Here is a 19,157-nt window from a genome sequence, read left to right on the forward strand (position 1 = left end):
CTATGGAAACCAACTTACACAATTTGCTTGAAAGGCAGATTAATAAATACCTTACGGACGACTGTAAAAATCATTCGCAGTTTACTAATTTCATCAATGCAGTTAACGAATCTTACAAATCATTTGACAGGGATAAGGAACTCATGGACTACGCTTTCAAACAAAGTGAAGAAGAATATCAGGAGCTTTATCAAAATCTTAAAGATGAAAATACCCTTAAACAGGAATCTATCAGCAATTTATACGAGTCATTAAAGATTATTGACTCCGATATTGAAATAAAAAAATCAGAAGATCTTAAAGAATTATCCCTGTATCTTTCTGAACAGCTGAGAAAAAGAAAAAGGGCCGAAGATTACATAAAGCAACAGGAAGAAAAATACCGGAATATTATTGCTAATATGAATTTAGGGCTCATTGAAGTAGATAATCATGAAATTATCCGCTACGCTAATCAGAGTTTTTGTGATGTTTCAGGATTTTCACTGGATGAAGTCATTGGCAAAAATCCCAGTGAACTTTTCCTGTATGGAGAAAATAATATCCGTTTCATACAAAATCAGATAGAATTAAGAAAAAAAGGAGTTTCCAGTGTGTATCAGCTTCCTGTCAGGAATAAGAAGGGGGAAACAAGATGGTGGGCCATAAGTGGAGCTCCCAGTTATGATGATCAGGGAAATTTATTAGGGTCCATAGGAATTCATCTTGACATAACCGACCAAAAAAAACTGGAAGACGAATTAAAACTTGAAAAAGCAAAAGCCCTGGAGGCCTCAAAAGCAAAAGAGGTTTTTCTGGCCAATATGAGCCACGAAATCCGAACTCCTCTTAATGGCATCATTGGTTTTTTGCGTGAACTTAAAAGAAGCCACCTGTCTTCAGATCAGCAAGAATTTGTAGAAAACAGCTATAATGCTTCACAACATTTATTATCAATTATCAATAACATACTGGATATCTCTAAAATTGAATCGGGAGAAATGTCTCTGGAAAACAAAAGTTTTTCTTTAAAAGACAGCATTCAAAAGGTGATTTCTGTTCTCAAACCAAAAGCGGATGAGAAAAAACTCAAACTGATTACCTATTTTTCGCCTGATATTTTTTCTGTTTTAAAAGGTGATTCGTTAAGGCTTGAACAGGTTCTGTACAACATCATCGGGAATTCACTAAAATTCACCAATGAGGGCCAGATCAGAGTTGAATCCAAGGTCCTGAAAAATTTCCCCGACCAACAGACCATTTCAATCAGCATTACGGACACGGGAATTGGAATGAGCGAAGAATATGTACGTGATATATTCAAAAAATTCAATCAGGAAGACAGTTCAATTTCGAGAAAATATGGAGGTACTGGTCTTGGAATGTCTATTACACGGGAACTTATTTACCTTATGAAGGGTGAAATTAATGTAGAAAGTGAAAAAAATACGGGTACATCTATAACAATAACTTTACTTCTGGACAGAGGCAGTGATGAGGATCTGAAAAAAAATGACTGGAAAAATCAACATATTTCCATCGCTGGCACAAGAGTTCTTCTGGTGGAAGATAATGCTCTTAATCAGCTGGTTGCCGAAAAATCACTGCATCATTTTAAATGCAGCGTTGCCAAAGCCGAAAATGGTAAAATAGCCATAGAAATTTTAAAAAGAGAAGAATTTGACATTATTTTGATGGACCTGCAAATGCCGGAAATGGATGGTATCGAAGCAACTAAAATAGTAAGAAAGGAACTTGGAATTAAGACTCCCGTAATAGCACTTACGGCCAATGCTTTTAAAACAGAAATAGATCATTGCATTAACGCCGGAATGAATGATTATATCACTAAGCCTTTTAATGAAGAAAATTTGCTGAATATCATTTATAAGTATGTCAAAATTCATGAAAAAACTGCAGAGACAGTATCTGATACAGATGAAAAAAGCCTCTACAACCTGAAAAAGATACAAGCACTCAGCAGGGGTGATAAAGATTTTATACGGAAAATGATCTCATTATTTATTGTGCAGGCTGAGACAATAATTCCATTGGTGGAAAAAGCGTTTGAAGAGAAAAACTACACCGAAATTGCAAAACTGATGGATAAAATCAGACCGGGCATACAGTCTATTGGAATTGTTTCTATTGAGGACGTTGTAAAACAGCTTGAATTGCTTGCAAAGGAGCAAAATAAAGAATTTTCTGAATTATATTCCTTATTTGAAAAAATAAAAAAGACCCTTGAAATAGTTGTAATTCAGCTGAAAGATGAGATTAAATAGCCTCATCTGTCTGATCCAAAATTACGGCAGATTTTCAGATTAATAATATACCCTGTGGAGAGAATAATTTTTCCCCAAGGTTTCTCTCAGAAAGTATTATGGTAAATCCAGCTACAAAATCCCGGCTGAAAAAATCAATTTGATCTATTTAAAATCTGAGCAAATCAAAAATTATGATAACGGATCGCTGTTATTTACCATACCGTTAAATAAAATTTCTACATTCTCCTTTGTAAAAAGCCCGGTTCCCTCAGTCATTGTAGTGGCAGATCCGCACGCTACTCCCATGGACAGGACTTCTTTATAACCGCCTCCTTTTACCAGGACAGAAAGCATACCGGCAACCATACTATCTCCCGCACCAACAGTACTTTTGATAGTCACCACAGGTGCATTCATTTGATATTTTTCGGTTGCTGAGAATAAAACGGCTCCCTTCTCACCCATTGATACCACTACAATTTCAGCATTGCCCTGTGAGATTATAAGCCCGGCGGCCTGGTCTATATCTTCGTCCTCCAACCTTTCTTTTCCTATCAGAGAAGCCAATTCCCCCAGATTAGGTTTTACTAAGAAAACACCTTCTTCTACAGCAGTTTTTAATGCTTCTCCTGAAGTATCAATAATTATCTTACTTCCCTTTTTCTTAAACATACGAACAAGCTTTTTCATAAAGTCCCTGTCAGTATCCGGCGGAAGACTTCCACTGATCACTACAAAATCCGGAGAAAAGGTCATTGTATTGATGCTATTCAAAACGCTTACCTGCTCTTCTGTTGTTAACTTCTCTCCGGGAAATCCAAAGCGGTACTGTTTATTATCAGATGTATCCAGGACAACAAAATTTTCTCTGGTTTCCCCGGTGACATATAAAGGGAGTATATTCAACTCCTCTTGTGTAAGCAAATCTTCCAGTAATCTTCCGGTTCTCCCTCCGGAAGTAAAAAAAGCATCCGATACGATTCCCAATCTTTTTAATGCTCTGGAAACATTGATACCACCGCCTCCCGCTTCATATTTAGGAGAATGGCAGCGTAATTTCTTTTCAGGAATTATATTTTTTACACTACTGCTTTTATCAACTGACGGGTTTAGTGTGATGGTCAAAACAGACTTTCTCATTGGATATTTTTTTTACAAAACATATTTCATTAAATTTAAAAATTATCAGCTTTACATTATAATAATATTATTTCCACAACATTCCTTTAAAAATAATCTTGTGAAACGACAATGCGCCACCTTCCCGATTGCGCCGCCTGAAAAAAATGGTTAATACATTTTTCACGGCATCATAATATTAAAGGGATTAGGCATTTTTCCGAGGTTTAAATAATAAGATAACTGTTATAATTCCCAGAAGCATCACAGTACTATAGGCAATATAGGCAACAATTTCGCCTGCATTTTCGCTGCCTTTAGGCACTATTTCAATGAATAATCCTGTATTATCCTTAAAACCAAACATCCAATGTATTGAATTCCATGCAAAATGCAGACCTGTAGACAGAGCTATATTTCCTGTTCTTAAAGTAGCAATTCCAAAAAGCAAAGCACCCAATCCTGTACCAATCAAAGAGTCCTTCAGGGATAATCCGGCAATCATATGCTCAGAAATAAATATCACAGTAACACAAAGTAAGCTCAATACCGGGCCTATTTTACGATTAAGCCTCCACAATATATAGGTTCTAAAGACAAGCTCCTCCCTGATTGCTACAAAAAGAAAAAGTGGAATATATAAAATAAACTGGCTCCACCTAAATGTGGATGATCTTTCAAAAACGATATGGGTCAAACTTGCAATAATCACAATCATGATTCCTACCAGTATCACTCCAATACAAAACCCGGCACAAAATATTGAAAACCATTCCCTTTTATAACCGAGACCAATTTGTATCGGTGAAATTTTATCCCACCGTATAAATACATAAATCAATCCACTTGTTAATAATACTGCAAACACCAGTGAAAATAGCTGCGGAAGCTTACCGGCATTACAAATGGCATTTGAAAATGCAAATAATATTACACTACAAAGATAAAACAGGATAACTTTAAAATAGACCCACGTATTTTGCATTCTGTAAAAATTTATACTGTCTTAAAGTTACAAAATCCCATCAACAAACCTGACATCCAAATAATTACATTGTTATTACACGATTCGAATCTGCAGATTTAATAACTGCCCACAGAAGAGATTTTTGCACCCGCTGATCTTAACCAAGGACAGAACTTAGATATACTAAATTTTGCCTGATTGGATATGATTAATTCAAATGATTGATTTTTAAAAGTATTGATTTGATTTTTAAAAACAGTACGATCTCCGGCAGGCCTAACTTTGCAATAAGAAATTTAACTACTGATCAGGGTTAAGCATTAATAAGTAATAACATAAAAAAAAAAATCAAGATTATGAATACTAAAGAACAAATCAGAAACACAGCACAGCAAACTTTTAAAAACCATTTGGAATTTTTGTCTTCCGGAAGGATAAAAGAATGGGTTGACCTGTTTAAAGAAGATGGAATACTTGAGTTTCCGTATGGACCTAAAGATTTTCCTACGTCTGTAAGTGGTAAAGAGGAATTATATGAATATATGAAGAATTTTCCTAACCACTTTGAAGTTAAATTCGATAATTTACTCTTCCACGCAACAGAAGAACCTACACTCATTATTGCTGAATTCACAAGTGACGGTCATGCTCTTTCCACCGGAAAACCTTATATTCAGAAATACATCTCCGTTGTCACTACAGACGATGAAGGCAAAATTATACGATATGTAGACTTCTGGAATCCTATGGTTGCACTGGAAGCTATTGACGCCCCTTTAAGCAGTTTTGTTAAGGAATAATCTCACTATTACTACATTAATTCTAACAGCCGGAATCTAACCTTACGATTTCAGCTGTTGGAATTCACCTTCAAATACATTGGAATGAATATATTATGTAAATTTGCGCGCATACATTTTCTATTAAAACGATATTTAAGACCTCATAAAGTAATGAAACCCGAAACAGTAGAGGAATATTATGCGCAGCGTCCCTTTATTAAAACTTCTGATTTAAACGGAGAAGAAGGGCATTTTAATGTATTTAAAATTGAAACAATCAATGAGGACAATCCCGAAACAATTGCATACGGCCACAAAGACTATTTTAAGATATGTGTAGTATCGGGCAGAAGCAATATCCACTATGCTGATAAAAGTTTCGAAATTAAAGAGTACGGACTTCTTTTTGCTCATCCGCTAATTCCTTATAATTGGGAACCTCTGGATAAAAAACAAAATGGCTATACCAGCATTTTCACGGAATCTTTTTTTGAAGATCAGGGTAATTTGAAAAAATACCCCTTTTTTCAACCTGGCGGATATCCGGTTTATGAACTCAACGAAACCGAATTCCTTACCCTTACCGATATATTCAAACAGATCGAAAAGGAAAAGAATTCTGATTTTGAATATAAAAATGACGTCATCTGCAATTTAATTTTTCAATTGATACACAGTGCTCTGAAAATGAGACCGGCTACAAATGTGGTTATAGAAAAAAATAATGCTCCCGGAAGAATTACTGCTTTATTTATGAATCTTCTGGAAAGCCAATTTCCGATAAAAAATACAATTGACGGGGTAACACTTCGAAGTGCTTCCGAATTTGCCTCACAAATGGCAGTCCATGTTAATCACCTTAACAAATCGGTGAAGGAGGTTACCCGGAAAACAACTTCTGAGCTCATCGCCGAGCGGCTATTAAAAGAGGCCAAAATAATGCTTAAACACAGTTCCTGGGCGATTTCTGAAATTGCCTATACACTGGGTTTCGAGGATCCTGCACATTTCAGCACTTTTTTTAGAAAACAGCTTAATTTATCTCCTTCACAATATAGAAACAGTATGGGCGGATAAATAAATTCCTGTTTAATTTTAATAGGATTATACTTAATATCAATTAAAAATACGAGATGTACAGCTACTTACAATAAGATAACCTGTAGCATAAAGAAGTATAGATGGACTTTTTTATGCAAAGGACTTTAAACGTTGTAGCACCCATGTCCAAAGTATTTATTATTGTTATGCGGAATCTATGGTATAAATTAATATATTAGCCTGATAATAAACTATTTAGTCATGAAGAGAATTACAGGGTTTTATTTTATTCTTTTTATAAGCTTTGTACTAGATCTGGCTTCCTACAATAGACTCTACGGACAAATTGAGAATATTCCAGTGAGCGATAATCAAGCTTTTATAATAGACTCAAAAATACTAAAAGAACAGAGGAATATCTGGATACACCTTCCTGCAAACTACAATACCTCAATACAGCGCTATCCTGTCCTTTATTTGCTTGATGGTGAAGGCCATTTTAAATATGTATCTGAATTAACGGATTACCTTTCAGGGTACGATAGAAATCGTACACCGGAAATGATTGTTGTAGCTATTGTAAATGTTAACAGATCACGAGATTTCACTCCTGAAAAAAAACTTAGCAATACTTCTGATGAAACACATGGAAATTATAAATTCTTTCAGTTTGTACAAAATGAACTGGTGCCTCACATCGACAAGCATTACAAAACACAACCTTACCGTGTTCTTTGCGGACATTCACTGGCTGGCCTTTTTAGTCTGTACGCGCAATCACTGAATCCGGATCTGTTTCAGGCATCTATTCTCATGTCTCCAGTTGTCCTGTATGGAGAAAACAGAGATCTGCTAAATCAATATCATTCTACATTAAATAAGCACACATATCTTTCAGAGAAAATGTTCATTACACTTGGAGATGAAGATCCAAAAAATACAGATGCTCTTAAAAATCTACTAAATGCCTATGCTCCTCCTCATCTTACATGGAAATTTCAAAAATATAACGACGAGAATCACTTTTCTGTTACCTACAAAAGTTTTTATGACGGTTTAAAATTTATATACCAGAATTGGTTTATTGATAACTATAATCCTGTGATACAATCATATGCGGAATTGCAGATGCATTTTGACAAGTTATCTGATGAATTTGGATATAAAACTATTCCACCAGAGGATCTTGTAAATAATCTTGGCTATAAACAGCTCCGCTCCGGAAATATAGAAGAAGCAATACAATTTTTCAGAGAGAATATCCATAATTATCCAGGTTCATGGAATGCGTATGATAGTATGGGAGAAGCTTATTTGAAAAAAGGTGATAAAAAATCGGCTATTGAAAATTATAAAAAATCAGTTAGCATCAATCCGGATAATACAGAAGGAAAAAAAATTCTACAACAACTGGAGAAATAAACTTTCCACAAAAAATATCATAGCGGCCACTTCCTTTTTATTGTTGATGATTTCGGCAACCAATCTGATTCGAGAAATCATATAATAAAAAGAAAATCCCCGGATCTCTCCGAGGATAAAACTTATAAAAAAAATTTGATTAACATTTCAAAATTAATAAATCTCCATTAATTGAGTTATGATCATGGTCATAAAAAAACCTCCCTGAGGAGGCTAAAAAAACTTTCTGTACTTATTGTTATTTAAAACTTTGTAAATATACGGATAAGCTGTAATCATTCTCTACGGGAAACCGTAATGTTAGCGTTTAATTATTTGTATTTTAGGAAAATAAATAATAATCATGAAACAAATTGTACATTGTTATACTTAAATTTTTTCAACAAAAAAACCTCCCGAATCACTGAGAGGTTATACTGTAATTTGTCAGAAATATGAAATTTTCAATGGCCAAATATAATAAAGTGCCAATACCGTCGAATATGATCTCAATCATATACCGGATAAAACAGTACAAAGAATTCTGATAATCCTTTAAACTTTAGCTGTAACTTTAATTTCCACTTTCTGTCCGGGAAGTGCCAGCTCAGTCACTCCGACAATGGTACTGGCAACCATACAGAATTCACCATAAAATTCTTTTCCTAAAACCTTTCTGCTTTCAAAGCCTTCCTGCATATCGGTAACATAGATGACTTCTTCTGTAATATGGCCGGCATTTAATCCAAATTCACTCAGCAACTTGCCTATATTCTGATAGGTCTGTCTGAACTGGTTCTCCATTCCTTCTGCAAGATTTCCCTGCATATCGTGGCCCAGTTGTCCGGAGATCCACACCGTGTCACCGCTTTTTACAGATTGCACATAGCCATATGCCTCTTCCCAGGGCATACCAAAAGTTCTGAATTCTTTAGTATTCATAATGTATTTATTTTTACAATATTCTATAATCAATAAACAGGCGCAAAACCATAATATATTGATTATAAGCTTATTTAAAGAAGATTCGCCTAAAAATAATATACGAAATACCGTAGTTTTATAAGTGCTTTATTTTATATCATTGTTTATCAATATTGTTGCATACTCAAATAGACAATCATTTCGATCCGGTAAATGGTAATTGAAACTGAATTATTTTAATTTTTAAAGAAAACATCACCTACTTTTTCTTCATCATTCAATTTTTATCAAATTAAATTGTACATTTGTTTTCTATTATGCAAAAATTTCTCAGGGTCTTTTTTGTTTTTTCTTTACTTCTGGTATTTGTTTCAAATGTCAGCGGGGTAACCACGTGTCTCGATCATGCCAGACACGCCAAAAGTAAAGTGATCTATAAAAAAGGGTCAAAAGAAGAGAAAATTCCTTCCTTTTCTCAGGACGATGAATGTCAGTGTGCCCTTCATATGCATATGACACAAATTCTTCTCCCTGACTCTTTGAATATGGATTTTGCCATTGACACAACCGGTGATAATGAAATGCCGCAGCCAAAAGCCATTTCATATCGTTGTCTTCTCGACTTTTTCAGCTCCAGAGCTCCTCCAGCCCTATTTTCCAAGGTAGCTTAATCGATGCTGCCCTGATTTTTCGTTTACAGATTTTTTGGTCTGTACTGTAATTCCGTGGATACCTGTGTCTTTACACAATTAAGGATATCCTTTTATTAATGGGCCATTCACTGCCCGTACATCCTTATTCATGACTACCAGTAATTTTAATTATTCGGGAATAATTTATTGTATTTCCCCAAATCCTGTAAAACTTTTCAGTACAGGTTTCATCACAGCCTCATCACTTCTTTGTGCTCAGTCCCGTCCGGAAGATTCGTTATCTACGGTGGTACAAACTGTTGAAGTTATCGGAAGAAAGTCTAAAGATTATACTTCCGAATATTCTTTTGCCGCCACCAAGATGGCAATGAAAAACAAAGATCTGCCTTTAACACTCAATACCGTTACCAAAGAACTGATCACCGACCGCCAGGCTTTTCAGCTTGGAGATGTCATGAAAAATGTGAACGGTGTTTCTCCTTCAAGCTATTATAATCAATACAACATCCGCGGGATCAGCCAGAATGAAGAAGGCCAGGTCATCAATGGAATGCGGACAAGGCAATATTATTTTTTGCAGCCCATGACTTCCAATATAGAACGTGTGGAGGTCTTCAAAGGTCCGGCAAGTATTACTATGTCCAGTGTAGATCCAGGAGGAACCATCAATATGGTTACTAAAAAACCATTATCCAATCCTCGTCATGAAATCAGTTTATCCGGTGGAAGCTTTGAAACTTATCGTGTTACTACAGATCTTACAGGTCCTTTAAATAAGAGCAAAACTTTATTATACCGTTTTAACGGAGCGTATCAGAATGCCCGTTCATTCAGGGATCATGTTAAAAACAGTGGTATCCTGATCTCCCCTTCTATCACTTTTGTTCCGAATGATAAAACATCCGTGAATGTGGAAATGATTTTCAATGATCTCTATGGAAATCTGGATCGTGGACAGCCTATTTTCGGGGCAGTGGCTGGAAAAACAGATTTATACAGCACTCCACGATCTTTGAATCTGGGAGCTCCTGATGACTTTTTTAAAACAAGAGAGCTGATCCTGATGGGAACCGTTGCCCATCATTTTAACCAATATATCAGCTTTAATGCATCTTATATGAAGCAATACTGGAGAGAAAATCTTCAGGAGCACAGAACTACCAATTCATTTGTTCCTGATATGAACAATATCCCGGTTTCCAGTCTTGCCATGATGCAGTTTGTTCAAAGAAAACAAAACTGGGCAACAGATAACATCAATGCCTATTTCAATTTTAAATTTAAAACAGGTTCTGTTCAGCATCAGGCTCTGATAGGTTACGACAGCCAGATCTGGGAAAAACGCAAAGGCGGACAGCAGAATGCAGCAAGAGGTTTTCTTTTAAAGAATGGCTCTGTGGTTTCCGCTTACACCCCTGCAAAAGCGTCAGATTATCAGACCATCAATTATAATGGAACAATCATTCCCAGACCTAATGTAACACCATTTGACCTGAATCCGGGAGCGGCCAATTATCAGGGTACTGATTTTAATACGCTTAATGTGATCACACCCTTGCCTTCTGCTCTTACCACAACGCATGCGGCTTATATTCAGCATCTTCTTACCTGGAAAAAGTTGACAATACTATCGGGAATACGTCAGGAATGGTTTCAGGATGTCACCAATTTTAAAGAAGCCAATGAGTCATCATTCAAAAATAATAAACTTCTGTACAGATTCGGGATTACCTATAGTGTAACGGATCATATCAATGTATATGGAACTTATTTAACCGGCTATCAACCTCAGTCCAATACGGTAACGCTGATGCCCAATACCTCAGTCCTTACCGGATCTGCAGCCCGATTTAAGCCTTTAACTTCTGATCTTAAAGAACTGGGAATCAAAGCACAGCTTTTTGGCAGAATTTCACTGAATCTTGCAGTGTATGAAATCAAACAAAGAAATATAATCATCAATGCCAATAATCCTTCAGAACCTGATGAACTTGTACAGCGTGGTGCTGACCGAAGCCGAGGATTTGAAGCTGAATTTTCCGGACATATCCTTCCTCAATGGCATATTTACGGAGGCTACAGCTATATTGATGCTACAATATTGGATGATACCAACCGTGATCTTGTAGGAAAAAGAAAGGAAAACACTTCTAAAAATTCGGTGAATATCTGGACCCGCTACAACTTCTCAAACATTGAATTTCTGAAAGACTTCGGAATCGGTGCCGGAATACTGTATCAAAGCTCTAAAATCCCCTGGTTTACAAGAAGCTTTGAACTTCCCGCCTATACGACATTGGATGCAGCATTGTATTACACTCCGGCAAAAACAGTCCAGCTCTCTTTCAATCTGAATAATATAACCAACAAAGTCTATTGGATCGGGGCTCAGAACTACTTAAGACTGTTTCCGGGAACTCCGAGAAATTATCTGCTAACTGCTACTTATAAATTTTAAACTATGGCTATTTCTAATTTACAACTGATGGTGAGAAAAACCTGGCAGGATTTGTTTAAAGGAAAACAAAATCTGTTCACCACGATTGCCGTACTCCTGTTCTGTATGCTGAGTATTGGCATAGGATATACAAAATACACCGATTCTTTTTCGAAAATAAAAGAATACCGGAAGGAAGTCCGGGAAAACTGGGAACACAGGCCTGATAAGCATCCGCACCGTATGGCTCACTATGGCTATCTGGTTTTCAGAATCGGACATCCGCTGAATATTTTTGACAACGGACTGGATGACTTTCTGGGAAATGTCATATTTCTGGAGGCGCATAAACAAAATACTGCCAACCTTTCGGAAGCGGGGAGCTCGGGTACTTTGGTAAGATTCGGAGCGTTCAGCAGTGCGTTTATTCTGCAGAGCATTGTCCCATTGATTATTCTCTTTTCAGGATTTGGGCTAATTGTACAGGAACGTGAGAATGCCACTTTAAAAATCATCAGTGTGCAGGGAACTTCCGGAAGAGATATTATCTGGGGTAAAATCCTGGGACTCTGGCTGTTTTCTTTATGTTTCCTGATTCCGGTCATTCCCATTGTTTTCATGGCTGCATTCATGTCGGAGGCTACCAATACAGCGGATATTGTATTACGTCTGTCATTACTGCTGCCTGCTTACATGATTTACTATTTTTTTATCTGTACATTAACCGTTGTCGTGTCGGCAAACAGTAAACGTACCTCATCAGCATTGATCAGCCTTATCGGGTTCTGGCTTCTTTTTATTATCGTTCTGCCTAAAGGAATTCAGTTTGCAGCACAGAATTTATATCCTGCCCCTTCCCGGATTGCTTTTGAAACGAGCCTGGAAAAGGATATTTTAAAGTCTGGAGACAGCCATAATCCTGATGATCCGCATTTCAAAAAAATCAAGGATTCTTTACTGGCAAAGTATCAGGTAAAAACAACCAATGAACTTCCTTTCAACTATGGCGGATTCGTTATGAAGGAAGGGGAAAAAATAAGTTCACATATCTATATCAGACATCAGAAAGAACTGCAGAACATTTACAGTAAACAGCAAAATCTGACTGATATTTCAGGATTCATTAATCCCGCCATTGCGATCAAAAATTTTTCAATGATTGCAACGGGCACAGATTTCTTCTCTTATAACCAGTTTCAAAAACAGGCAGAAGAATATCGTTATCAGATGGCTCAACATTTAAATGATTTGCAGATTGAGAAGATCAGTAATATTAAACCGGAAAACGGCGGACCGGCCGCTGTGATCGACAGGCACAACTGGGAAAAGTTTCCGGATTTTCAGTATCAGTATACTTCTGTTCTCAAAAGTTTAAAGCAACAGCCAATACCTGCTGCGGCATTAGTACTATGGATGGTTATCTGCATCATTGCTATCGAAATAAGTGGAAGAAAACTAAAACTCATCTAAATGAACCGTTATTTATATATCCAATTTTACCGTAATAAATCGTACATCATTGCACTTCTATTTCTATTGATGGCAGGGCTTATGGCTATCTATACAGGGAAAAAATTCCTGGACAGAAACGAAGACATCATCTCCCGAAGCGGAGCATTTCAGAAAGAAAGTATTGAAAGAAATACAAAATTTCACAAAGATGATCTGGGACTGGTTCTTTATTATATTAAATTCAATCTGGTGAATGAACCCCCCACGCTGGCTGCTTTAAATATCGGAATGCGTGATTTAAACCCTTCTATTCAGGGAGTAACCATCCGGAATCTGGAAGAACAGCGCTATAATGCAGATTTTTATAATCCCGCCAATGCAGCAGTTGGAAATTTTGACTTTAGTTTCGTTGTTGTTTTCCTGTTTCCACTGGTGATTGTCGCATTCTGCTATAATCTGATTTCTGAAGAAGAAGAAAGAGGAACCTGGAAGTTGCTGTCGGTTCAGAGTGGTAATTTACAAAAGTTTCTGGATCAAAAGATGTTCGTGCGTCTTTTGGCTGTTACAGCTGTTTATTTCGCATTAATTATCATCGCATCAGTCTGGATAAAAATACCTTTAGATTCTTATTATATTGCTTTTATCATCAGTGGCTGGCTGTATATTATTCTTTGGTTCGCCTTGTGCAGATGGATGGTATCGTTCCGTAAAACATCGGCCCAGAATGCATTAATTCTGCTGATTGTTTGGGTAGGCATCAATTTTATTATCCCGATGAGCAGTAATATTCTGATACAGAAGCTTTATCCGGTTCATGGGTCCCTTAAAGCTGTGATGGAACAGAGAGAAGGCTATCACAACAAATGGGATGAAGCTAAGCAGCCTACGATGGAAAAGTTCTACAGAGCATACCCTCAATACAGAAATTTTGCCGTGGAAGAGAATGATGCATTCACCTGGACCTGGTATTATGCCATGCAGCATATGGGAGACCTGGAATCTGCAAAATCATCCGAACTGTATACGGAAAAAATGCAGAAACGAAATCAGGCAGCAGACTATTTAGGCTATTCCCTCCCGAATCTTCATACTCAGCTGGCACAAAGCCATTTAGCAAAATCTGACATGGATAATCATTTACAGTATGCTTCATCGCTCAAAAAATTCCATGAGAAAAAAAGGCTGTTCTTCTATCCTTTAATTTTCTCAGGCAAGAGTGCGGAATCTGTCAACTGGGCACAGCAAACGATAGAGGTTTTCAAATTCTCTTCCTCTATCAAATGGATACAGATACTTCTTCCCTATCTCATCTTCATTGCTTTATTCATCATTCTTTCACAATATAAATACAGAAAACTATGTTAAAAACAGTCAATCTACATAAAAAATACAACGATTTTACCGCACTTCATTCTCTTAATCTGGAAGTAAAAAAAGGAGAAATCTTTGCGCTGCTCGGACAAAACGGAGCGGGTAAAAGCACAACTATTAATATTCTTCTCGGGCTCATCAAAGCGACTTCCGGAGATGCTTTCATTAATGATATTTCGGTAAAGGAGGAACCTCAGAAAATTAAAAGACATCTTGCGTATATTCCCGAAACCGTTCTTTTATATCCTCATCTTACAGGAATAGAAAACCTTGATTTTTTCTCCAAAATCGCAGGTTTTGATTACCAGAAAGATGAACTGTCTGCGCTCCTTAAACGTACCGGTTTGCAGGAAACCGCCCATCATAAAGCATTGGGCGGTTATTCCAAGGGGATGCGCCAGAAAGTTGGAATTGCCATTGCCCTGGCCAAAGATGCCAAAGTGCTTCTTCTGGATGAGCCTACCAGCGGCCTGGATCCGATTGCTACTGCAGAATTTACAGAAATTGTAAGGCAGTTGGGTAAAGAAGGCAGAACTGTTTTAATGGCAACTCATGATATTTTCAATGCGGTAAGTGTTGCTACCAATATCGGTATTATGAAACAGGGAGAACTTGTCCAGAATTTACCTTCCAAAGCGTTTACAGCACAGGAATTACAGGAGCTGTATCTGAAAACAATCTGATGATTCCGTTACTTCTGTAAGTAACTTTTCATATTAATATCAATTGGTTGATGCCCGGTGACAATTTGTTACCGGGCATTTTGTTGATACCTGATATTTATGCCAAAGCTTTTTTGTATTCGGATAAAGCTCTTTCGCGGGCAAAGGTGTGTTCTACAATAGGTGATGGATATGCTGGTGTATTCCATTCAGGGAGCCATTTTTTGATATACAGTAAGTCTTTATCAAATTTTTCTGTCTGAGCCGTTGGATTAAAAACCCTGAAATAAGGTGCTGCATCACATCCCGAGCCTGCAGCCCACTGCCAGTTTCCATTGTTGGCAGAAAGGTCATAATCATTCAGTTTTAATGCAAAATACGCTTCCCCCCAACGCCAGTCGATCAACAGATGTTTGCATAAAAAGCTCGCTACAATCATTCTTACCCGGTTATGCATATAGCCTGTCTCATTCAATTCCCTCATTCCGGCATCTACAATCGGATATCCTGTGGTTCCTTCACACCAGTGCTTAAACTCTTTTTCATTATTCCGCCAGTGGATATTATCATACTGCTTTTTGAAAGACTGATGAACCACCTGTGGGAAATGATATAAAATCTGCATAAAAAATTCACGCCAGATCAGCTCGGACAGCCATACCGCATTATGTTTTAATGCAAAAGCCACACACTTTCTGATGCTGATGGTTCCAAAGCGTAAAGCAATTCCGAGCTGTGTGGTGTGCTCTAATGCCGGAAAATCACGGTACTTATCGTAATCATCAATAATGGTTGCATCCAGAACCGGTTTTTTAAAATCAAAATCTGTTTTTTTGAAACCTATCTCCTTTAATGCCACAATCTCAGAATATTCCTGTGGAAAGAGGTTCTTACAATCCAATTCAACAGATTGATAATGTTCAGGAGTTAAAGCTTCCCGCCACTTTTTGGCAAAAGGAGTATAAACCGTATAAGGCGAACCGTCTTTTTTAACAATCTGATCCTTATCAAAAATCACCTGATCTTTACAGGCTTTAAAAGGAATATTCTTTTCTTTGAAAAAATAATAGATTTCCTTATCTCTTTCAATCGCCTGAGGTTCATAATCTCTGTTGCAGAAAACACTTTTGATAATGTATTCTTCAGACAATTTTCTGAATATTTCTATAGGCTTACCATGATAGGTACTGATTTTTGAATGATACTTTTTTAATGAAATATTGATATCCGTCAAAGCCTGGTGGATATAATCAACCCTGCGGTCTTCTTTATCTTCCAGCTTGCCGAGAATATCAGTATCAAATATAAAAATGGGTAGTACCGGTGCATCAGACTGCAGAGCGTGGTGAAGTCCGATATTGTCTTCCAATCTCAGGTCGCGCCTGAACCAGAAAATTGTGATTGTATCTTTCATAATTCCTTAATTCAAATTCATTGATCATTCCTGCTTGGGAATGACTCCATAACTAAGGATAAATATACAGATTTACTCCATTAATATTTTTAACAATTTGCATAATCCGGCTTTATCATTCCAGTTTATATGATGATATGAATTAAAATTTTCCGACATTTGCCCTAATTATAATAGAAGCTTACGCATGGAAGAATTTGAAGTACCGGTAACCTATAAGGGTAAAGAACTGCTTTTCAACGGAAAGCTTGCCACATTCTCTTATGGATACAAACTGTACGTGGATGTAGACGGAACTGAAGTCGTTATTGAGCGTGATGATCACGGTGACTTAAGAGCTCTTCTCCCTGATGCTGCTTCCGAAAAAAATATAGATAAAGGACTTATTGAAGCCATTATAGACGTATTTAAAGAACTTCAGGTTTTATGATTTGTTAAATTCATTATGATTTTCTGAATACTTTCATCTGTCCGGCCATAATAGCCAGTAAAATTCCAAAGCAGGCAAAAAGCCCATACGAATACCTGAGATCAAAACTTTCTGCAATATATCCGATAAGAGGCGGACCCATCAGAAATCCTAAAAATGAAATACTGGAAACAAATGACAAAGCAATACTCGGAGCTACCGTACTCACTTTCCCTACTGTACTGTAAACGGAAGGCACACTCAGGGAACTTCCGAGGCCAATGATCATAAAAGCAATAATGCAGATCCACAGTTCCGGAAAGAAAACACTTAGAAAAAGTCCGCTGCTCATCAATAGCCCACAGCACTGCAGAACAATCTTTTTTCCATATTTTTCAATGATTTTATTCCCGATAAAACGACCTAAAGTCATCATTAAGATAAAACTTGTATATCCCAATATAACAAGGTTTTCAGGTGCTTTAACTATAGTTTGAAAATAAACCCCGCTCCAGTCGAACATCGCTCCTTCAATCGCCATACTCAGAAAGCCTATAATTCCCAAACCAATCAGTGTAGGATTCACTGCTTTGAAAATTGAACGGGTCTGCGGTTCTGCTTTATGAATAATATTAGTCAGATTTTTTGTACTGTACAACCAAAGTATTCCTACCAGAAGGAAAATAAAAACAAAATGATAAAAAGTTCCTACATGGAGATTAATCATCAGCAACCCGATTAAAGCCCCCGTAAGTCCTGCAAAGCACCATGCTCCGTGATAAGAAGAAAGAAGAGTTCTTTTCGTAATAGATTCTATCTCAATTGCCTGTGTATTGATGGCAATATTGCACATATTCCCGGACACACCGAAAAAGAACAGAACGGCCCCTAAAGTCCAGTAAGAAGGTGATAAACCAATTAAGAGAAGAAAAAAAGGATACAGCATAAAGCATCTTTTGATAATTCCGCTGCTTCCGTAGATACTGATCAGTTTTCCGGCCAGAACCATCGTCGAAAGCTGTCCTATCGGCATCAGAAGCAACAGCGTTCCCAACTGTGCTTCAGTAATGGAAAGAGCAGTTTTAATGATAGGAATCCGGCTCGCCCAGGAGGAAAAAACAAGCCCGTGGGCAAAGAATAGTAAAAAACAGGCGGTCGGCATTTTTGCATTAAAAGATGGGGTCTCGTTCATTATAACAGGGTAATAAAAATCCTTTTTGCAAATTTAGACACGCTGCGCTATTAAAATGTAGTTCATTTTTGTCATTTTTATGTTCCATTTTGACCAATTAATGAAATTGCCGACCTCATTATGGTGGAAAATCACATTATTTTTTGAACACAAATTTTTATTTTCAAGTCTGTTTAAACTTAACCACAAAAGTCACAAAAGTTTTTATTTTCTAAACACTTTGGTATACTTTAGAAAGTTTAAGGAAATACCGTGTAATTAAGTTCACATAAGATGAAAATCTTTGATTTTCAACAAAACTTTAGGATACTTTTATACACAAAGCATATAACTTTAAATAGTTTAAGTGTTTAAAAAGCTTTTGTGTCTTTTGTGGTTTTATAACGTTTAAATAACTTTTTCATTAATTTCGTTGTATAATATAATAAGCCATGAAAGAAAAATGGATTTCCTATCCCACCATTTTGGAAGGGGAAACAGTTGAATTAATTCCCCTTGAAAAAGAGCATTTTGAAGAATTATATGCTGCTGCTTCAGATAAAGAACTCTGGGAACTGATTCCTACCGATTGTTCTGAAGAAACCCAGTTTTATAAAACGTATGAATTCGCCTTATCAGAAAGAGAAACCGGAAATCAATATCCATTTGTCATACGACATAAAGAAACCGGAAAACTGATTGGTTCCACCCGCTTTTTTGAAATATATCCGGCAGACAGAAAACTGGAAATCGGATGGACTTGGATCATCAAAGAGTTCTGGGGAACAGCCATCAATCTTGAATGCAAACTCCTGCTCCTCACCTTTTGTTTTGATGTGCTGAAAACCAACAGAGTACAATTGAAAACGAAAGATGATAACTTCAGATCCAGAAAAGCCATCGAAAAAATCGGTGGTGTATTTGAAGGTATTTTACGTAAAGACAAAGTTCTCAGCGATGGTACTACAAGAAGTGCAGCTTATTACAGTATTTTGGATGATGAATGGGCAGCTGCAAAAAGCAAAATTGAAGCTTTGATCAAAGAAAAGCAACGTGTTGGCTAAAAAGTATACAATAAAAAAACACCTGATATTTGAACCAGGTGTTT

The 19,157-nt window shown here is 36.9% G+C and carries 16 protein-coding genes; 11 read left to right on the forward strand and 5 right to left on the reverse strand.

The features are described 5' to 3' along the window. Positions 1-2 precede the first annotated feature (2 nt). Positions 3-2,264 carry a PAS domain-containing hybrid sensor histidine kinase/response regulator gene (locus LIV57_RS12240; protein ID WP_227942802.1) on the forward strand — a complete coding sequence of 754 codons (2,262 nt, stop codon included), beginning with the start codon at positions 3-5 and terminating at the stop codon, positions 2,262-2,264. Between the two features lie 171 nt (positions 2,265-2,435). Here the strand turns inward: LIV57_RS12240 and LIV57_RS12245 are convergent, their stop codons facing one another. Both LIV57_RS12245 and LIV57_RS12250 read right to left on the reverse strand, forming a co-directional pair. Beyond that, complete coding sequence (locus LIV57_RS12245) at positions 2,436-3,386, reverse strand: 1-phosphofructokinase family hexose kinase (protein ID WP_227942803.1); 951 nt, start codon at positions 3,384-3,386, stop codon at positions 2,436-2,438. Between the two features lie 187 nt (positions 3,387-3,573). Next, positions 3,574-4,350 carry a CPBP family intramembrane glutamic endopeptidase gene (locus LIV57_RS12250; RefSeq protein ID WP_227942804.1) on the reverse strand — a complete coding sequence of 259 codons (777 nt, stop codon included), beginning with the start codon at positions 4,348-4,350 and terminating at the stop codon, positions 3,574-3,576. Between the two features lie 338 nt (positions 4,351-4,688). Between LIV57_RS12250 and LIV57_RS12255 the strand changes: the two genes are divergently transcribed. The 3 genes from LIV57_RS12255 to LIV57_RS12265 all read left to right on the forward strand — a co-directional run bounded on the left by LIV57_RS12255 (position 4,689) and on the right by LIV57_RS12265 (position 7,577). Then, positions 4,689-5,132 (forward strand): nuclear transport factor 2 family protein, encoded by a 444-nt coding sequence (locus LIV57_RS12255; RefSeq protein ID WP_227942805.1) that lies wholly within the window; start codon positions 4,689-4,691, stop codon positions 5,130-5,132. Between the two features lie 153 nt (positions 5,133-5,285). Next, positions 5,286-6,191 carry an AraC family transcriptional regulator gene (locus LIV57_RS12260; RefSeq protein WP_227942806.1) on the forward strand — a complete coding sequence of 302 codons (906 nt, stop codon included), beginning with the start codon at positions 5,286-5,288 and terminating at the stop codon, positions 6,189-6,191. Between the two features lie 225 nt (positions 6,192-6,416). After that, positions 6,417-7,577, forward strand: coding sequence for an alpha/beta hydrolase-fold protein (locus LIV57_RS12265; RefSeq protein WP_227942807.1), 1,161 nt, complete (start codon positions 6,417-6,419; stop codon positions 7,575-7,577). Between the two features lie 534 nt (positions 7,578-8,111). Here the strand turns inward: LIV57_RS12265 and LIV57_RS12270 are convergent. Next, on the reverse strand, positions 8,112-8,498 hold the full coding sequence (locus LIV57_RS12270) for a Rid family hydrolase (protein WP_227942808.1): 387 nt from the start codon (positions 8,496-8,498) through the stop codon (positions 8,112-8,114). Between the two features lie 299 nt (positions 8,499-8,797). Here LIV57_RS12270 and LIV57_RS12275 point away from each other — a divergent pair, with 299 nt between their 5' ends. The 5 genes from LIV57_RS12275 to LIV57_RS12295 all read left to right on the forward strand — a co-directional run bounded on the left by LIV57_RS12275 (position 8,798) and on the right by LIV57_RS12295 (position 15,076). Continuing rightward, positions 8,798-9,151, forward strand: coding sequence for a hypothetical protein (locus tag LIV57_RS12275; RefSeq protein WP_227942809.1), 354 nt, complete (start codon positions 8,798-8,800; stop codon positions 9,149-9,151). A gap of 130 nt (positions 9,152-9,281) precedes the next feature. Beyond that, positions 9,282-11,591 carry a TonB-dependent siderophore receptor gene (locus LIV57_RS12280; protein ID WP_227942810.1) on the forward strand — a complete coding sequence of 770 codons (2,310 nt, stop codon included), beginning with the start codon at positions 9,282-9,284 and terminating at the stop codon, positions 11,589-11,591. Between the two features lie 3 nt (positions 11,592-11,594). Further along, positions 11,595-13,040: an ABC transporter permease gene (locus LIV57_RS12285; RefSeq protein WP_227942811.1), complete on the forward strand. Its 1,446-nt coding sequence runs from the start codon at positions 11,595-11,597 to the stop codon at positions 13,038-13,040. Further along, the gene (locus LIV57_RS12290) at positions 13,041-14,387 is read left to right on the forward strand and encodes a DUF3526 domain-containing protein (RefSeq protein WP_227942812.1); all 1,347 of its coding nucleotides are present in this window, start codon (positions 13,041-13,043) and stop codon (positions 14,385-14,387) included. Then, positions 14,381-15,076 (forward strand): ABC transporter ATP-binding protein, encoded by a 696-nt coding sequence (locus LIV57_RS12295; protein WP_227942813.1) that lies wholly within the window; start codon positions 14,381-14,383, stop codon positions 15,074-15,076. The genes LIV57_RS12290 and LIV57_RS12295 overlap by 7 nt, the downstream gene beginning before the upstream one ends. Positions 15,077-15,173: 97 nt before the next feature. On the opposite strand, the gene LIV57_RS12300 is transcribed toward LIV57_RS12295, so the two are convergent. Then, positions 15,174-16,469, reverse strand: a complete 1,296-nt coding sequence (locus tag LIV57_RS12300) for a cryptochrome/photolyase family protein (protein WP_227942814.1) — start codon at positions 16,467-16,469, stop codon at positions 15,174-15,176. Positions 16,470-16,656: 187 nt separating this feature from the next. On the opposite strand from LIV57_RS12300, the gene LIV57_RS12305 reads away from it, so the two are divergent. Further along, on the forward strand, positions 16,657-16,899 hold the full coding sequence (locus LIV57_RS12305; RefSeq protein ID WP_227942815.1) for a hypothetical protein: 243 nt from the start codon (positions 16,657-16,659) through the stop codon (positions 16,897-16,899). A gap of 13 nt (positions 16,900-16,912) precedes the next feature. On the opposite strand, the gene LIV57_RS12310 is transcribed toward LIV57_RS12305, so the two are convergent. Next, positions 16,913-18,070 carry an MFS transporter gene (locus LIV57_RS12310; protein ID WP_227942816.1) on the reverse strand — a complete coding sequence of 386 codons (1,158 nt, stop codon included), beginning with the start codon at positions 18,068-18,070 and terminating at the stop codon, positions 16,913-16,915. 431 nt (positions 18,071-18,501) lie between these two features. Between LIV57_RS12310 and LIV57_RS12315 the strand changes: the two genes are divergently transcribed. Further along, a complete protein-coding gene (locus tag LIV57_RS12315) occupies positions 18,502-19,113 on the forward strand; it encodes a GNAT family N-acetyltransferase (protein ID WP_227942817.1) in 612 nt (203 codons plus the stop codon). Positions 19,114-19,157: the final 44 nt, after the last annotated feature.

Source organism: Chryseobacterium sp. X308, assembly GCF_020733145.1.
In the GTDB taxonomy this organism is placed as follows: Bacteria; Bacteroidota; Bacteroidia; order Flavobacteriales; family Weeksellaceae; genus Chryseobacterium; species Chryseobacterium cupriresistens.